This is a genomic window from Rhizobium sp. Pop5, assembly GCF_024721175.1.
Classification (GTDB): domain Bacteria; phylum Pseudomonadota; class Alphaproteobacteria; order Rhizobiales; family Rhizobiaceae; genus Rhizobium.
In genome coordinates this window covers 3,580,001-3,595,023 of sequence record NZ_CP099399.1, presented here as the reverse complement: position 1 = coordinate 3,595,023, position 15,023 = coordinate 3,580,001, and the positions used below count along the sequence as shown (strand labels likewise).

At 61.6% G+C, this 15,023-nt stretch carries 11 protein-coding genes and 1 pseudogene; 10 read left to right on the top strand and 2 right to left on the bottom strand.

What is annotated here, in order from left to right; all coding sequences use genetic code 11:
- The first annotated feature begins 22 nt into the window (after positions 1-22).
- The 4 genes from grxC to NE852_RS19805 are packed head-to-tail and all read left to right on the top strand — an operon-like array spanning position 23 to position 2,153.
- Complete coding sequence (gene grxC, locus NE852_RS19820) at positions 23-280, top strand: glutaredoxin 3 (protein ID WP_008527594.1); 258 nt, start codon at positions 23-25, stop codon at positions 278-280.
- A 10-nt stretch (positions 281-290) separates the two neighbouring features.
- The gene (locus NE852_RS19815) at positions 291-1,148 is read left to right on the top strand and encodes a carbon-nitrogen hydrolase family protein (RefSeq protein ID WP_008527593.1); all 858 of its coding nucleotides are present in this window, start codon (positions 291-293) and stop codon (positions 1,146-1,148) included.
- On the top strand, positions 1,145-1,573 hold the full coding sequence (locus NE852_RS19810) for a DUF1178 family protein (RefSeq protein ID WP_008527590.1): 429 nt from the start codon (positions 1,145-1,147) through the stop codon (positions 1,571-1,573). The genes NE852_RS19815 and NE852_RS19810 overlap by 4 nt, the downstream gene beginning before the upstream one ends.
- Position 1,574: 1 nt before the next feature.
- Positions 1,575-2,153, top strand: a complete 579-nt coding sequence (locus NE852_RS19805; RefSeq protein ID WP_008527588.1) for a DUF3291 domain-containing protein — start codon at positions 1,575-1,577, stop codon at positions 2,151-2,153.
- A 20-nt stretch (positions 2,154-2,173) separates the two neighbouring features.
- Here NE852_RS19805 and ubiG read toward each other — a convergent pair whose 3' ends face one another.
- Complete coding sequence (gene ubiG / locus NE852_RS19800) at positions 2,174-2,920, bottom strand: bifunctional 2-polyprenyl-6-hydroxyphenol methylase/3-demethylubiquinol 3-O-methyltransferase UbiG (RefSeq protein WP_258155977.1); 747 nt, start codon at positions 2,918-2,920, stop codon at positions 2,174-2,176.
- Between the two features lie 293 nt (positions 2,921-3,213).
- On the opposite strand from ubiG, the gene NE852_RS19795 reads away from it, so the two are divergent.
- From NE852_RS19795 to clpB, 6 genes and pseudogenes are all read left to right on the top strand, one after another.
- Entirely contained in the window at positions 3,214-4,488 is a 1,275-nt protein-coding gene (locus NE852_RS19795) for an aspartate kinase (protein WP_064686444.1), read from the top strand.
- Positions 4,489-4,577: 89 nt separating this feature from the next.
- The gene (ptsP, locus tag NE852_RS19790; RefSeq protein WP_258155976.1) at positions 4,578-6,845 is read left to right on the top strand and encodes a phosphoenolpyruvate--protein phosphotransferase; all 2,268 of its coding nucleotides are present in this window, start codon (positions 4,578-4,580) and stop codon (positions 6,843-6,845) included.
- Positions 6,846-6,873: 28 nt separating this feature from the next.
- Positions 6,874-7,952, top strand: a pseudogene (gene prfA / locus NE852_RS19785) (peptide chain release factor 1).
- Entirely contained in the window at positions 7,949-8,809 is an 861-nt protein-coding gene (gene prmC / locus NE852_RS19780) for a peptide chain release factor N(5)-glutamine methyltransferase (RefSeq protein ID WP_008527543.1), read from the top strand. Before prfA ends, prmC begins: the two are co-directional and overlap by 4 nt.
- A 344-nt stretch (positions 8,810-9,153) precedes the next feature.
- The gene (locus tag NE852_RS19775) at positions 9,154-9,876 is read left to right on the top strand and encodes a DUF4167 domain-containing protein (RefSeq protein ID WP_258155975.1); all 723 of its coding nucleotides are present in this window, start codon (positions 9,154-9,156) and stop codon (positions 9,874-9,876) included.
- Positions 9,877-10,129: 253 nt separating this feature from the next.
- The gene (gene clpB / locus NE852_RS19770; RefSeq protein WP_008527532.1) at positions 10,130-12,730 is read left to right on the top strand and encodes an ATP-dependent chaperone ClpB; all 2,601 of its coding nucleotides are present in this window, start codon (positions 10,130-10,132) and stop codon (positions 12,728-12,730) included.
- A gap of 56 nt (positions 12,731-12,786) precedes the next feature.
- On the opposite strand, the gene NE852_RS19765 is transcribed toward clpB, so the two are convergent.
- Complete coding sequence (locus NE852_RS19765) at positions 12,787-14,727, bottom strand: M23 family metallopeptidase (RefSeq protein WP_258155974.1); 1,941 nt, start codon at positions 14,725-14,727, stop codon at positions 12,787-12,789.
- Between the last annotated feature and the right edge of the window lie 296 nt (positions 14,728-15,023).

The window sequence follows — 15,023 nt, the reverse complement described above, 5'->3', positions numbered from 1 at the left end:
CCGGCATCCGTCTGGAGATATCATGGTACCCGTCACAATCTATACACGCCAGTTCTGCGGTTATTGCACCCGCGCCAAGTCCCTTCTCGAAGAAAAGGGCGTCGAATATGTCGAGCACGATGCGACTTTCTCGCCGGATCTTCGGCAGGAAATGATTGGCAAGTCGAACGGACGCACCACCTTTCCGCAAATCTTCATCGGGGTCGACCACGTCGGCGGTTGCGACGATCTCTTTGCGCTCGATCGGGCCGGCAAGCTCGATCCGATGCTGGCGGCCTGAGGGCGAACCGATGAGCTTCAAAGCCGCCGCCGTTCAGATGTGCTCCGGGGTCGATCCGGTGACGAACGCAGCCTCCATGGCACGGCTGGTACGTGAAGCGGCAGCCCAGGGCGCGACCTATGTGCAGACGCCCGAAATGACCGGCATGCTGCAGCGCGACCGCGCAGCGGCACGCGCCGTGCTGGCCGATGAGACGCATGACATCATCGTCAAGACCGGCGCTGAGCTTGCCAGGGAGCTCGGCATCTATATGCATGTCGGTTCGACGGCCATTGCGCTCGCCGACGGCAAGATTGCCAATCGCGGCTTTCTCTTCGGTCCCGACGGCGGGATTCTCAATCGTTACGACAAGATCCATATGTTCGACGTCGACCTCGACAACGGCGAGAGCTGGCGCGAAAGCGCCGCCTACACAGCCGGCTCGGAAGCGCGTGTCTTGTCACTGCCCTTCGCGGAAATGGGCTTTGCCATTTGTTACGACGTTCGGTTCCCGGCGCTCTTTCGCGCCCAAGCCGTTGCCGGCGCTGAGGTGATGACGGTTCCTGCCGCGTTCACCAAGCAGACCGGGGAGGCGCATTGGGAGATCCTCCTCAGGGCACGTGCGATCGAGAATGGCGTCTTCATCATTGCCGCCGCGCAGGCGGGCCGGCACGAAGACGGACGCGAGACCTTCGGCCATTCGATGATCATAGACCCCTGGGGCACGGTATTGGCCTCGGCCGAGGGCACCGGCGAGGCAGTCATCATCGCGGAAATCGACCCCGGCGCGGTCAAGGCCGCCCATGACAAGATCCCGAACCTGAAGAATGGTCGGGAATTCTCGGTCGAGAAGATCGTGGTGGCAGTCGCGGGAGGCGTCGCGGCTTGATCCGTTATTCCCTTACCTGTGACAATGCCCATGATTTCGAAGGCTGGTTTTCGGAAAGCGCCGATTTCGACCGTCAGATCGAGACCGGTTTTTTGACCTGTCCCGTCTGCCATTCCGCCGCCATTTCCAAGCTCCTGATGGCGCCTTCGGTATCGACCGCGCGCAAGAAGGACGAGAGGCAGACGCTGGCGATGGATGCGATGCGCCGGGAGGCCTTCGAAAAGCTGAAAGAGGCCGTCGCAGCCGTCAAAGCCAATTCCGAGGATGTCGGCGTGAAGTTTCCCGAGGAAGCCCGCAAGATCCATTACGGCGAAGCGGAGGCCCGGGGCATCATTGGCCAGGCAACGGTCGACGAGGCGCAAGCGCTTGTGGAAGAGGGTATCGAAATCGCGGCCATCCCGGTACTGCCGGAGGATGTGAACTGAGATGCAGTCCGCGCGACTGGCCTTCTACAATTTCGGCCTGCACGTCGCGCCTGCCGAAAGTGAAGCGGTCGAAGGCTTCGTTCTCCGCGAACCTTTGAATTTCGAAGCCGCCGCGCGTGCGTGCGGCTTCATTGGGCGCTCCGGCTATGCCGGTTATCCAGGAGCCAGAAGCTGGGGCGTTCAGGTCTTTCCCCGATATATTGAGGGCAGCGGCTTTACGTCCGCGCCCTCCTCCCTTTCGATCTGGACCGATATCGAGTGCCTGATGGCCTTTACCTACAACGGCGTACATGCCGAGGCGCTGAAACACGCCCGCAACTGGAATCTGAAACAGACATGGCCGCCGCTGGTTCTGTGGTGGGTGTCGCCACATCATCGGCCGGATTGGCAGGAGGGCGTCGAACGCCTCGAATATCTCGCCGATCACGGGCCAGGCCCTCGCGCTTTTACGTTCAAGCAGCCTTATGGGCCTGATGGAGCCGAGATGATAATCGATCGCCGTCGGGTCAAGGAGCTTGCCGCGCGCAATGCCGAAACCCAAAAGGATCTGCTTGCCCGTGTTCAAACACTGAAAGTGTAGCCGACTAACCGATCGCGCAGTTATGCCGGCCGCTTCGCCAGAAGCATATAATTCACATCCATATCCCGGGACAGGTTCCATTGGTTCGACAGCGGATTGAAGAAGACGCCGGTGCGATCGGTGATTTCAAGACCGCTTGCCGCCAGAGGCTTTTCCAGCTCTTCGGGGCGCACCAGCTTTTCATACTGGTGGGTGCCGCGCGGCAGCCAGCGTAAAATGTTCTCGGCGGCGAAGATGGCGAGCGCCGCAGCCTTCATCGTGCGGTTGATGGTGGCGACGAAGATCAGCCCGCCGGGGCGGACCATTTTCGCGCAGGTCGTCGTGAAGAATTCGACGTCAGCGACATGTTCGACCACTTCCATGTTCAAGACGATATCGAAAGTCTCGCCGGCATCGGCGAGCTCCTCGGCGGTGACGGCACGATAGTCGACCGAAACACCGGAGGCCTTCGCATGGGTCGAGGCGATGCCAATATTTTTCTCTGAGGGATCGGCGCCGACCACCGAGGCGCCCATGCGGGCGACGGGCTCGGACAGGAGGCCGCCGCCGCAACCGATATCGAGCACGCGCAGCCCCTCGAGGGGACGGGCGCTCTTCGGGTCACGGCCGAAATTCTCGCAGGCCTTGTCTCTTATATAGGCGAGGCGGACGGGATTGAATTTGTGCAGCGGCTTGAACTTACCGGTCGGGCTCCACCATTCCGCCGCCATCGCCGAGAAGCGGTCCACTTCGCTCTGGTCGATCGTGCTTCTGGCGGTTTCCGTCATCGTCCACTCCTTCGTTCGTGAGATGTGAAGTCGGACGATCGGGCGCATAAGTCAAGGGGCGGGGACCGGAGGAGAGACAGCACGCAGGCGGCTCGGCAATGCTTTTATCCTGCGCGCTTGCCTCCCCCCGCCAAACTCGCTAAGAGACGCCGCAACTTGGGGCCCTCAGGGCCTGGGCTTTAGAGCGGTTCCAAAATTGGAAACCCTGCTTTTTCGCCAAGCGGTCCGCCCCAGAGCTTTCGTGATGCCGGGTCCGGGTTTCCGCTCTCCGGCGCCAGTCGTGGTAGAGGCATATGGCACGCATCGTAATGAAATTCGGCGGCACGTCCGTCGCTGACCTGGACCGCATCAAGAACGTTGCCCGCCACGTGAAACGCGAAGTCGATGCCGGCCACGAGGTGGCGGTGGTGGTCTCGGCAATGTCCGGCAAGACCAATGAGCTGGTCGGCTGGGTGCAGGGCATGCCGAAGGTGATCGGCGCCAATTCTCCGTTTTACGACGCACGCGAATATGATGCCGTGGTCGCCTCCGGCGAACAGGTGACCTCGGGGCTGCTCGCCATCGCATTGCAGGCGATGGATATCAATGCGCGCTCCTGGCAGGGATGGCAGATCCCGATCCGCACCGACAACGCCCATGGCGCGGCGCGCATCCTTGAGATCGACGGTTCCGACATCATCAAGCGGATGGGCGAGGGACAAGTCGCCGTCATCGCCGGCTTCCAGGGATTGGGGCCTGACAACCGCCTCGCCACGCTCGGGCGCGGCGGATCGGACACGTCGGCCGTCGCCATCGCGGCAGCTGTCAAAGCGGATCGCTGCGATATCTATACTGATGTCGACGGCGTCTATACGACCGATCCGCGCATCGTGCCGCAGGCGCGCCGGCTGAAGAAGATCGCCTTCGAGGAAATGCTTGAGATGGCCTCGCTCGGTGCCAAGGTGCTGCAGGTGCGCTCCGTCGAGCTTGCCATGGTGCACAAGGTGCGTACCTTCGTGCGCTCGTCTTTCGAAGATCCCGATGCTCCGGGCATGGGCGATCTGTTGAACCCGCCCGGAACGCTGATTTGTGACGAGGATGAAATCGTGGAACAGGAAGTAGTCACCGGCATCGCCTATGCCAAGGATGAGGCTCAGATCTCGCTTCGCCGTCTTGCCGACCGGCCGGGCGTCTCCGCCGCGATCTTCGGGCCGCTTGCCGAATCCCATATCAATGTCGACATGATCGTCCAGAATATTTCCGAGGACGGCTCGAAGACCGACATGACCTTCACCGTGCCGTCGGGCGACGTCGAGAAGGCGATCAAGGTGCTCGGCGACCATAAGGAGAAGATCGGCTACGATGTCGTCCAGAACGAATCGGGACTGGTGAAAGTATCCGTTATCGGCATCGGCATGCGCAGCCATGCCGGCGTTGCTGCGACTGCGTTTCGTGCACTTGCCGAAAAAGGCATCAACATCAAGGCGATCACCACCTCCGAGATCAAGATTTCTATCCTGATTGACGGTCCTTATGCAGAACTCGCTGTCAGGACTTTGCATTCCTGCTACGGTCTGGATAAGAATTGATTCCCAGCGGGCGGCCTGCCCCTTCAGGTTGAGGAGACGGAGGCAGGTCCGCCGCGACATAGAGCGTTGTTTCGGGAGCTTGAGACGTCATGAGAGACCTTTCCGGCGGTCCGCGCGTGCTGCTCAGGCGGCTGCGCGAGTTGATGGCAGAGCCGCTGGAGCCGCAGGATCGCCTTGACCGGATCGTCCGACAGATCGCCGGCAACATGGTGGCCGAGGTCTGCTCGGTCTATGTGTTGCGCGCCGACGGCGTGCTCGAACTCTATGCGACCGAAGGTCTGAACCGCGAGGCTGTGCATCTTGCGCAGCTGAAGATGGGGCAAGGCCTCGTCGGCACCATCGCCGCTTCGGCTCAGCCGCTGAACCTTTCCGACGCGCAGTCGCATCCGGCCTTCCGCTACCTGCCGGAGACAGGCGAAGAAATCTACCATTCCTTCCTTGGCGTGCCGATCCTCAGAACCGGACGCTCGCTCGGCGTTCTAGTCGTACAGAACAAGGCGAGCCGCAACTATCGCGACGAAGAGGTCGAGGCGCTCGAAACGACGGCGATGGTGCTCGCCGAGATGATCGCCACCGGCGAGCTCAAGAAGATCACCAAGCCCGGCCTCGAACTCGACCTGACACGCTCGGTGACGATCGACGGCGATACTTATAACGATGGCATCGGCCTCGGCTACGTCGTGCTGCACGAGCCGCGCATCGTCGTCACGAACCTGCTTAACGAGGATGCCGAGAAGGAAATCCGGCGGCTGGCGGAAGCCATGGGCTCGCTCCGGATTTCGATCGACGACATGCTGTCGCGCCGCGACGTGTCGATGGAGGGCGAGCATCGCGAGGTGCTCGAAACCTATCGCATGTTCGCGCATGATCAGGGCTGGGTGCGCAAGCTCGAGGAGGCGATCCGCAACGGCCTGACGGCGGAGGCGGCGGTCGAGAAGGTGCAGAGCGACACCAAGGCGCGGATGATGCGGTTGACCGACCCCTATCTGCGCGAACGCATGCATGATTTCGAGGACCTGGCGAACCGGCTGCTCAGGCAGCTGACGGGTTATACCGGGCGGACGACCGGTGAGGGTTTCCCCAACGACGCGATCATCCTTGCGCGCGCCATGGGGGCGGCCGAGCTGCTCGATTATCCCCGCGCCAACGTGCGCGGACTGGTGCTGGAGGAAGGGGCGGTGACGAGCCACGTGGTGATCGTCGCGCGCGCCATGGGCATTCCCGTCATCGGCCAGGCGGCGGGCGTGGTGGCGCTCGCCGAGAACGGCGATGCCGTCATCATCGACGCCGACGAGGGGCATGTGCATCTGCGGCCGATGGCCGATCATCGGCGGTCCTACGAGGAAAAGGTCCGGTTCCGTGCCAGGCGGCAGGAGCAATTCCGGGCGCTGCGCGCCATCGAGCCGGTCACCAAGGATGGACAGCGCATCTCGCTGATGATGAACGCCGGCCTGTTGGTCGATCTGCCGCAGCTTTCGGAATCGGGTGCGGAGGGCATCGGCCTGTTTCGCACCGAGCTGCAATTCATGATCGCCTCCACCATGCCGAAGGCGGAGGAGCAGGAGCAGTTCTACCGCAATGTGATCAAGCAGGCGGCGGGCCGTGTCGTCACCTTCCGCACGCTCGATATCGGCGGCGACAAGGTGGTGCCCTATTTCCGCGGCCATGAGGAAGAAAACCCCGCGCTTGGCTGGCGCGCTATCCGGCTGTCGCTCGACCGGCCGGGGCTGCTGCGCACCCAGCTGCGCGCGATGCTGAAGGCATCGGCCGACACCGAGCTGAAACTGATGGTGCCGATGGTGACCGAGGTTTCCGAGCTGAAGATGGTGCGCGAGCTCTTGCAGAAGGAAGTGCAGCATCTCTCGCGTTTCGGCCACGGACTGCCGCGCAAGCTGCAATTCGGGGCGATGCTTGAAGTGCCCGCGCTGCTGTGGCAGCTCGACGAACTGATGGAAGCGGTCGATTTCGTCTCGGTCGGTTCGAACGATCTCTTCCAGTTCTCGATGGCCGTCGATCGCGGCAATGCGCGCGTTTCGGACCGATTCGATCCGCTCGGCAAGCCGTTCCTGCGGATCCTGCGCGATATCGTGCGCGGCGCGGACCGCAACAAGACGCCGGTCACGCTCTGCGGCGAGCTTGCCGGCAAGCCGATCTCGGCAATGGCACTGCTCGGCATCGGCTTCCGTTCGATTTCGATGTCGCCGGCCTCGATCGGGCCTGTCAAGGCGATGCTGCTCGGGCTCGATGTCGGCGCGCTGACGAAGGCAATGGACGAGGTGCTGGACGACAGCCACGCGACGGTGCCGATGCGCGAAGTGCTTGCCCGCTTCGCCGAGAGCCACAATATTCCCCTTTAGACAGACATAAGAAGAATCGGAGTGAAGGGTGGCGAAGCTTCCCGTTGAAAAGATGCGCGAGCTGGAACGCCGTTTCGGCGAGATCGAGGCGCGCATGTCGGCAGGCCCGGCGGCCGACGTCTATGTGAAGCTTGCATCCGAATATTCCGAGCTGCAGCCTGTCGTCACCAAGATCCGCGCCTATGAGAAAGCGGTCGCCGAGCTTGCGGATCTCGACGCGCTGCTCGAAGATAAATCGGTCGACCGCGACATGCGCGATCTCGCCGAACTCGAACTGCCCGAGGTGAGGGAGCGGATCGAAGTGCTGGAGCAGGATATGCAGATCCTGCTGCTGCCGAGGGATGCGGCTGATGAAAAGAGCGCGATCCTCGAAATCCGCGCCGGCACCGGCGGTTCGGAAGCCGCCCTTTTCGCCGGCGATCTCTTTCGCATGTACGAGCGCTTCGCCGCCGAGAAGGGCTGGAAAGTGGAGGTGCTCTCGGCAAGCGAGGGCGAAGCCGGCGGCTACAAGGAAATCATCGCGACGATCACCGGCCGGGGCGTCTTCGCCAAGCTGAAATTCGAATCCGGCGTGCACCGCGTGCAGCGCGTGCCGGAAACCGAGGCCGGCGGCCGCATCCATACCTCGGCTGCGACGGTGGCCGTGCTGCCGGAGGCCGAGGAGATCGACATCGAGATCCGACCGGAAGACATCCGCATCGATACGATGCGCTCTTCGGCGCCGGCGGCCAGCACGTCAACACGACGGATTCGGCGGTGCGCATCACCCACCTGCCGACGGGCATCGTCGTCACCAGCTCGGAAAAATCGCAGCACCAGAACCGCGCCAAGGCGATGCAGGTGTTGCGCTCCAGGCTTTACGACGCCGAGCGGCAGCGGGCCGACAGCGAACGCTCGGCCGATCGCAAGAGCCAGGTCGGCTCCGGCGACCGCTCCGAGCGCATCCGCACCTATAATTTTCCGCAGGGGCGCGTCACCGACCACCGCATCAACCTGACGCTCTACAAGCTGGACCGGATGATGGAAGGCGAGATCGAGGAGGTCGTCGACGCACTGATGGCCGATTACCAGGCAGGCCAGCTGGCTCAGCTCGGCGAACAGCAGTGAGCCCGACGGTCGCCGAGATGCTTGCCGAAGCGCGACGTCGCTTTACCGAAGGCGGTATTGCCGATCCGGCGACAGACGCGCGGCTGCTTGTCGCAGGCCTCCTGAAACTGTCGTCGACCGAGCTCCTGACGCGATCGGCCGAGAGGCTTTCTCCAGAGCAGGCCGAGGAAATTTTGAAGGCGCTGGAGCGGCGGCTTGCCCATGAGCCGGTGCACCGCATTCTCGGTGAGCGGGAATTCTACGGCTTGCCGCTTGGGCTCTCATCAGAAACGCTGGAACCGCGCCCCGATACGGAAATTCTCGTCGATACGGTGCTTGGTTATCTCACGGACCTTGCAAAGGTCGAGGGGCATCTCCATATCCTTGATATCGGAACCGGGACCGGGGCAATATGCCTTGCGCTTTTGAGCGAATGTCCCGACGCGTCAGGTATCGGCAGCGACATATCGTCGGATGCACTTCGGACGGCAAAGTCAAACGCGGAAAGAAACGGGTTGCAGGATCGCTTTCAGGCCGTGCAGTCGAAATGGTTCGAGAACATTCAGGGCTCGTTTCATGCGATTGTCTCAAATCCGCCCTATATTGCTTCCAATGTTATTCACGATCTCGCTCCCGAAGTGACGAAATTTGATCCGGTTGCAGCGCTGGATGGCGGCCCGGATGGGCTTGACGCCTACAAAGCCATAGCCAAGGATGCGGCAAGGTTCATGAGGCCCGATGGGGTCGTGGGACTGGAAATCGGCTACGATCAGCGAAACGATGTGACGGCGATCTTCGAAGCGAAAGGCTTCAGGTGCCTCAAATCCGTTAAAGATTATGGTCAGAACGACAGGGTGCTCGTGTTCGCGCTCGCGTGACCGGCGATAATTGCCGGCGTTGAACAGAACATTATTGCTATTGCGAAGAAAAGGCTTGGATTTCCGGGGGAAGCAATATAGGTTGCGGTCACGTGTTGGGCAGATGGGAATGGACGAGATTCGTTCGGTACTTGGTTTGCCTCGGGGGTCCGCTCTTTTAAACGAGAGTTTCAACGGTTGAACACGACCCAATGCGTGAATCAGTCAAACTGACTTGAGAACCAAGCGGCAGGTCGGCGCGAAGGCGCAGTATGCTCGCGGCACAAAGGTCCTGACCCGGTTTTCCGGTCATGGCGGTTGGTGCCATGTATCCATCACAAACAGAGAATTCAGGTGAACGATCTATGAGGCCAGGACAGCAGAACAAGCGCGGTCGAGGGCGTGGTAACAACAATAACAATGGCGGCGGTGGAAATAACAATAACAACAATTTCAACCGCAAGGGCGGCAATCCGCTGACCCGGACCTATGACAGCTCCGGCCCCGATGTGAAGATCCGCGGCACTGCCCAGCATATCGCAGAAAAATACGCGCAACTCGCCCGCGACGCCCAGAGCTCCGGCGACCGCGTGATAGCTGAGAACTATCTCCAGCACGCTGAACATTACAATCGTATCATCGCAAGCGCCCAGGCGCAGATGCAGGAACGCTTCCAGCGCGACGACCGCGGCGAATACAATGACCGCGAAGGTGGCGACCGCGATGGCGACGATATCGATGCGAACGACAATGACAGCGATGATGTCGTTGTCGTCCAGCCGCCGCAGAACAGGCAGCATCAGCCGCAGGCACAGCCGAAGCCGGCAGCCGCCGCAGCACCTGCCCCGACGCCCCAGCCCGAAGTCATCGATGGAACCGGCCCGCAGCCGGAGATCGAAGGCATTCCCGCCGAGGTCGCCATGGACGAGGAAGGCTCAGCCGGCCAGCCGCGCGAACGCCAGCCCCGCCGCCGCAGCGCCGGCAACCGCCCCCGTCGCCCGCGTCGCGGCGCAGAAGGCGATGCAGGTTCCGAAGGCGAGGGTGCTTCTGCCGAAGCGCCGGTGCTGGCGGATGCCGCATCGGAATAAGGGATTTCATCTCTCCCCTCGGGGAGAGTGGGATGCTCATTCGATCGGCTCGAATTCCCTTAAAAAACCCCAGCCTTGTGCCGGGGTTTTTCATTTTACGGGCCCTTTAAACTCTTAAAACAGCGTACCATATTCTCTTCGAACTGCTTCGCCCAAATCCCAGACGGGCCAAGCGCGGCCTGCCTTTTCAGGGGGTCGATCTCAATCATCGGTCTGCGCCTCGTTAGGGCAGGGCGATCCATGGAGGTAGAATATGAATATCGAGAAATATTCCGAGCGGGTGCGCGGTTTCATCCAGTCGGCCCAGACCTATGCGCTGGCGCAAGGTCATCAGCAATTCACGCCCGAACATGTGCTGAAAGTCCTGCTCGACGACGATCAGGGCATGGCGGCCTCGCTGATCGAGCGTGCCGGTGGCGATGCCAAGGCAGCCCGTCTTGCCAATGACGCAGTACTTGCCAAGTTGCCGAAGATTTCGGGCGGCAATGGCAACATCTATCTGGCGCAGCCGCTTGCCAAGGTGCTTTCGACCGCCGAAGAGGCGGCAAAGAAGGCAGGCGACAGCTTCGTCACCGTCGAGCGCCTGCTGCAGGCGCTGGCGATCGAATCCTCGGCCTCGACCTATTCGACACTGAAGAATGCCGGCGTAACAGCCCAGGGCCTTAACCAGGTCATCAACGACATCCGCAAGGGGCGGACGGCGGATTCTTCCAATGCCGAGCAGGGTTTCGATTCGCTCAAGAAGTATGCGCGCGATCTCACAGGGGAGGCCCGTGAAGGCAAGCTCGATCCGGTGATTGGTCGCGACGACGAGATCCGCCGTACCATCCAGGTGCTTTCCCGCCGCACAAAGAACAACCCGGTGCTGATCGGCGAACCCGGCGTCGGTAAGACGGCGATCGTCGAAGGCCTGGCGTTGCGCATCGTCAATGGCGACGTGCCGGAATCCCTCAAGGACAAGAAGCTGATGGCGCTCGATATGGGCGCGCTGATTGCCGGTGCGAAATACCGCGGCGAATTCGAGGAGCGGCTGAAGGCCGTGCTCAACGAGGTGCAGGCGGAAAACGGCGAGATCATCCTGTTTATCGACGAAATGCACACGCTGGTCGGGGCCGGCAAGGCGGACGGAGCGATGGACGCCTCCAACCTCCTGAAGCCCGCGCTTGCCCGCGGCGAGCTGCATTGCGTCGGTGCGACCACGCTCGACGAATATCGCAAACATGTCGAGAAGGATCCGGCGCTTGCCCGCCGCTTCCAGCCTGTCGTCGTCGATGAGCCGACTGTCGAAGACACGATCTCGATCCTGCGCGGCCTGAAGGAAAAATACGAGCAGCATCACAAGGTGCGCATCGCCGATGCGGCGCTGGTGGCGGCGGCAACGCTTTCCAACCGCTATATCACCGACCGCTTCCTGCCCGACAAGGCGATCGACCTGATGGACGAGGCGGCGGCGCGGTTGCGTATGCAGGTCGATTCCAAGCCGGAAGAACTCGACGAGCTCGACCGTCGCATCATTCAGCTAAAGATCGAGCGCGAGGCGCTGAAGAAGGAAACCGACATTGCCTCTGCCGATCGGCTGAAGCGGCTGGAGACCGAGCTTGCCGACCTCGAGGAGGAGGCTGATGCGCTGACGGCCCGCTGGCAGTCGGAAAAGCAGAAGCTCGGCCTTGCCGCCGATCTCAAGAAGCAGCTCGACGATGCCCGCAACGAACTCGCGATCGCCCAACGCAAGGGTGAATTCCAGCGGGCCGGCGAGCTGACTTACGGCGTCATTCCGGATTTGGAAAAGCAGCTCGTCGAAGCCGAGAAGCAGGATGGCGAGCGCGGTGCGATGGTGCAGGAGGTGGTGATCCCCGACAATATCGCTCATGTCGTTTCACGCTGGACCGGCATTCCCGTCGACAAGATGCTGGAAGGCGAACGCGACAAGCTGCTTCGGATGGAAGACGAGCTGGCGAAATCGGTGATCGGTCAGGGTGATGCGGTTCAAGCCGTGTCGCGGGCGGTGCGGCGTGCACGCGCCGGCCTGCAGGATCCGAACCGGCCGATCGGCTCGTTCATCTTCCTTGGCCCAACCGGCGTCGGCAAGACGGAGCTCACCAAGGCGCTCGCCCGCTTCCTCTTCGACGACGAGACGGCGATGGTGCGCATGGACATGTCGGAATATATGGAAAAACACTCCGTTGCCCGACTGATCGGAGCCCCTCCCGGCTATGTCGGTTATGACGAAGGCGGGGCGCTGACGGAAGCGGTGCGCCGCAGGCCCTATCAGGTCGTGCTGTTCGACGAGATCGAAAAGGCTCATCCCGACGTCTTCAACGTCCTGCTGCAGGTGCTCGATGACGGGCGCCTGACGGACGGCCAGGGCCGGACGGTCGATTTCCGCAACACGATGATCATCATGACCTCGAACCTCGGCGCCGAATATCTGACGCAGCTGAGGGACGGCGACGACAGTGACACGGTTCGCGAGCAGGTGATGGATGTCGTTCGCGGGCATTTCCGGCCGGAATTCCTGAACCGCATCGACGAGATCATCCTCTTCCATCGCCTGAAGCGCGAGGAGATGGGCGCGATCGTCGATATCCAGCTGAAGCGGCTGGTGGCGCTCCTGTCCGAGCGCAAGATCGTCATCGATCTCGATGAGGAAGCCCGGCATTGGCTGGCGAACAAGGGTTACGATCCGATCTACGGCGCAAGGCCGCTGAAGCGGGTGATCCAGAAGTTCGTGCAGGATCCACTGGCCGAGCAGATCCTGTCCGGTCAGGTGCCGGACGGATCGACAGTGAAGGTGACGAACGGTTCGGACCGGCTGCAGTTCAAGACACGGCAGACGGTAAGCGAAGCGGCTTAAATTGCTTTGCAAGAGAAAGAGAAATGGCGGCTTCAGCCGCCATTTTCGTTTGGGGATTATTTGCTCGCCACCTGATCCGGCGTCTGATTGTTGAGCAGCGTATCGATGCGCTTGCGCTCGTCCTCGAATTTCGCCAGAGCTTCGCCCTGCAGGGATTTGCCGCCCGGCAGGCGGATTCGCAGCGGATCGACCTTGGTGCCGTTGACGATCAGCTCATAGTGGAGGTGCGGGCCGGTGGATTCGCCCGTCGTGCCGACCCAGCCGATGACTTGGCCCTGGCGGATCTTGGCGCCCGGCACGACGCCCTTGGCGATGGCGCTCTGGTGATTGTAGGAGGATTCATAGCCGTTGGCATGGCGGATGATCGTCTGGTTGCCGTAGCCGCCGGAATCCCAGCCGGCCTTTTCGACGGTGCCGTTGCCGGCGGCGATGATCGCCGTACCGCGCGGTGCTGCCCAATCGACGCCTGTGTGCATGCGGGCGAAACCAAGAATTGGATGACGGCGCATGCCGAAGCCCGACTTGAAGATGCCGTTCGGAACAGGATTGCGAAGGAGGAACTGTCGGATGCTCTTGCCGCTTTCGTCGAAATAATCGACCGTGCCGTCCTCGGGATCCTGGAAACGATAGAAGCGGGTCTGGGTATCGCCGAAACGAGCATTGACATAGAGCAATTCTGAATCTTCGGTCGCCTTGCCGGCGCTGTCGGCGACGGAGAAGAAGGCCTCCAGAATATCGCTCGGTCGCAGCTGTGCCTGGAAATCAACATTGCTGGCAAGCAGCTTGATGATCAGCGCCGTCATGTCCTTGGTCATGCCGTAGGAAAGCGCGGCGCGATAAATGCCGTCATAGACGCGCGGCAGGTTCTGGCCGGGCGCGGGAGCGAAGGAATTGTCGTCGAAGGCCGTGGCGATGGCATCAAGCATGGGCGGCTCATTGCCCCGCACGTATCTGCCCTTGTCGTCGACAGCGACCGTGACGAGATGGCGCGTGCCGCGGTAGACGCTCGCCCGGATGATCTTTGCCTGCTCGCCCTTCTGGATAATGCCGATGCGTAGCACGTCGCCCTTCTCGAGGTCGCCGGCGCCGAGTTGCTGCGAGATATAGCCGGCGATGCCATCGGCATATTGCTGCGGATAGCCTGAATCCGTCAGCGCCTTGGCGATCGTCGTATCCGCGCGCACGGGCAGGATGTCGTCGGCGAATTCCTCGGTCTGCGGCGTGATCGATTCCGGCGCGGAAACCGTCATGTTCTGTTCGAGCACGCGGGCGGAGAGACCCGCGGTCAGATCGACATCGGCATCCTCGTTGGAGAAACGGCGCGGATCGACGTAATACAGGGCTGCGAGTTGGGTGTTGCCGTCGGTCAGCACCGAACCGTTGGAGCGTACGTTTTCCTCAACCTCCTCGAACGACAGGCCGGACGCCATCTGCAGGGTGGTCTTGGCGGTCGGGAAGGGAATGGTCTTCAGGCTGACTTCGGATTCGACATCCGAGCCATAGAGCGCGCCGGTGCGGCTTTGCGGCGCCGGCTGTGGCTCGTCGGCGGAAAAGATCGCCAGGGGATCGAAGTCGGGATAGTCCTCGGTCGCCACGTGGTTGGCGGCGAGCGTCATCTTCACATGTGCGAAAGGCTGACGGCGAACGACTTCCTTCTCACCGTCGTGGACGACGGTCGAAACTTCCATGATGGCGCGGTCGGACGGCTTTGCGGCGATGGCGGGCGCAATCAGCCGGCCGCCACGGACCACCGTCGTATCCTCATGCGCTTCTGCCATGGCGCTCGCATAGGCTTCGGCGGGAATTGCCAGTTGCTGGCGCCCGTCAAGGGCGGCAAAAAGGGCGACGCCCATCAGGACGGACGAGGTAATGCCGGTGAGGAACGTGCCCGAGAGCCAGCGCAGGGATACCTCGCGCCGGTCGGGTGCGCGCCTGCCGTCTGCCAGAAGCGGAGGCTCGTTGCCCAACGAGCGGATCATCATTTTCTCCGTCATCATGGCAGTCTGGTCCGCGTCCTTACATTCGACGTCTCTGGAAGCATTGGTTGGCCATCCTGGCTGGGGCGAAAGATGTGCATATTTTGGGCATGGAAGTCAAATCACCCCGGGAAAAGGCAGTCTGCCTGCGTATGCCTGTGTGAATCGTGCGCCTCTTATGACCAGTAGATTGTGATGATGTCGGGGCGCCGGGGGACGAAAGATCGCTCTTTCCACGAAAAGCCGAAAGACGATCGCTTTTCCCGCCCCTGTCAGGCCGTTCGGAATCCGGGAAAAGACCGCATTTTGGCACTCCC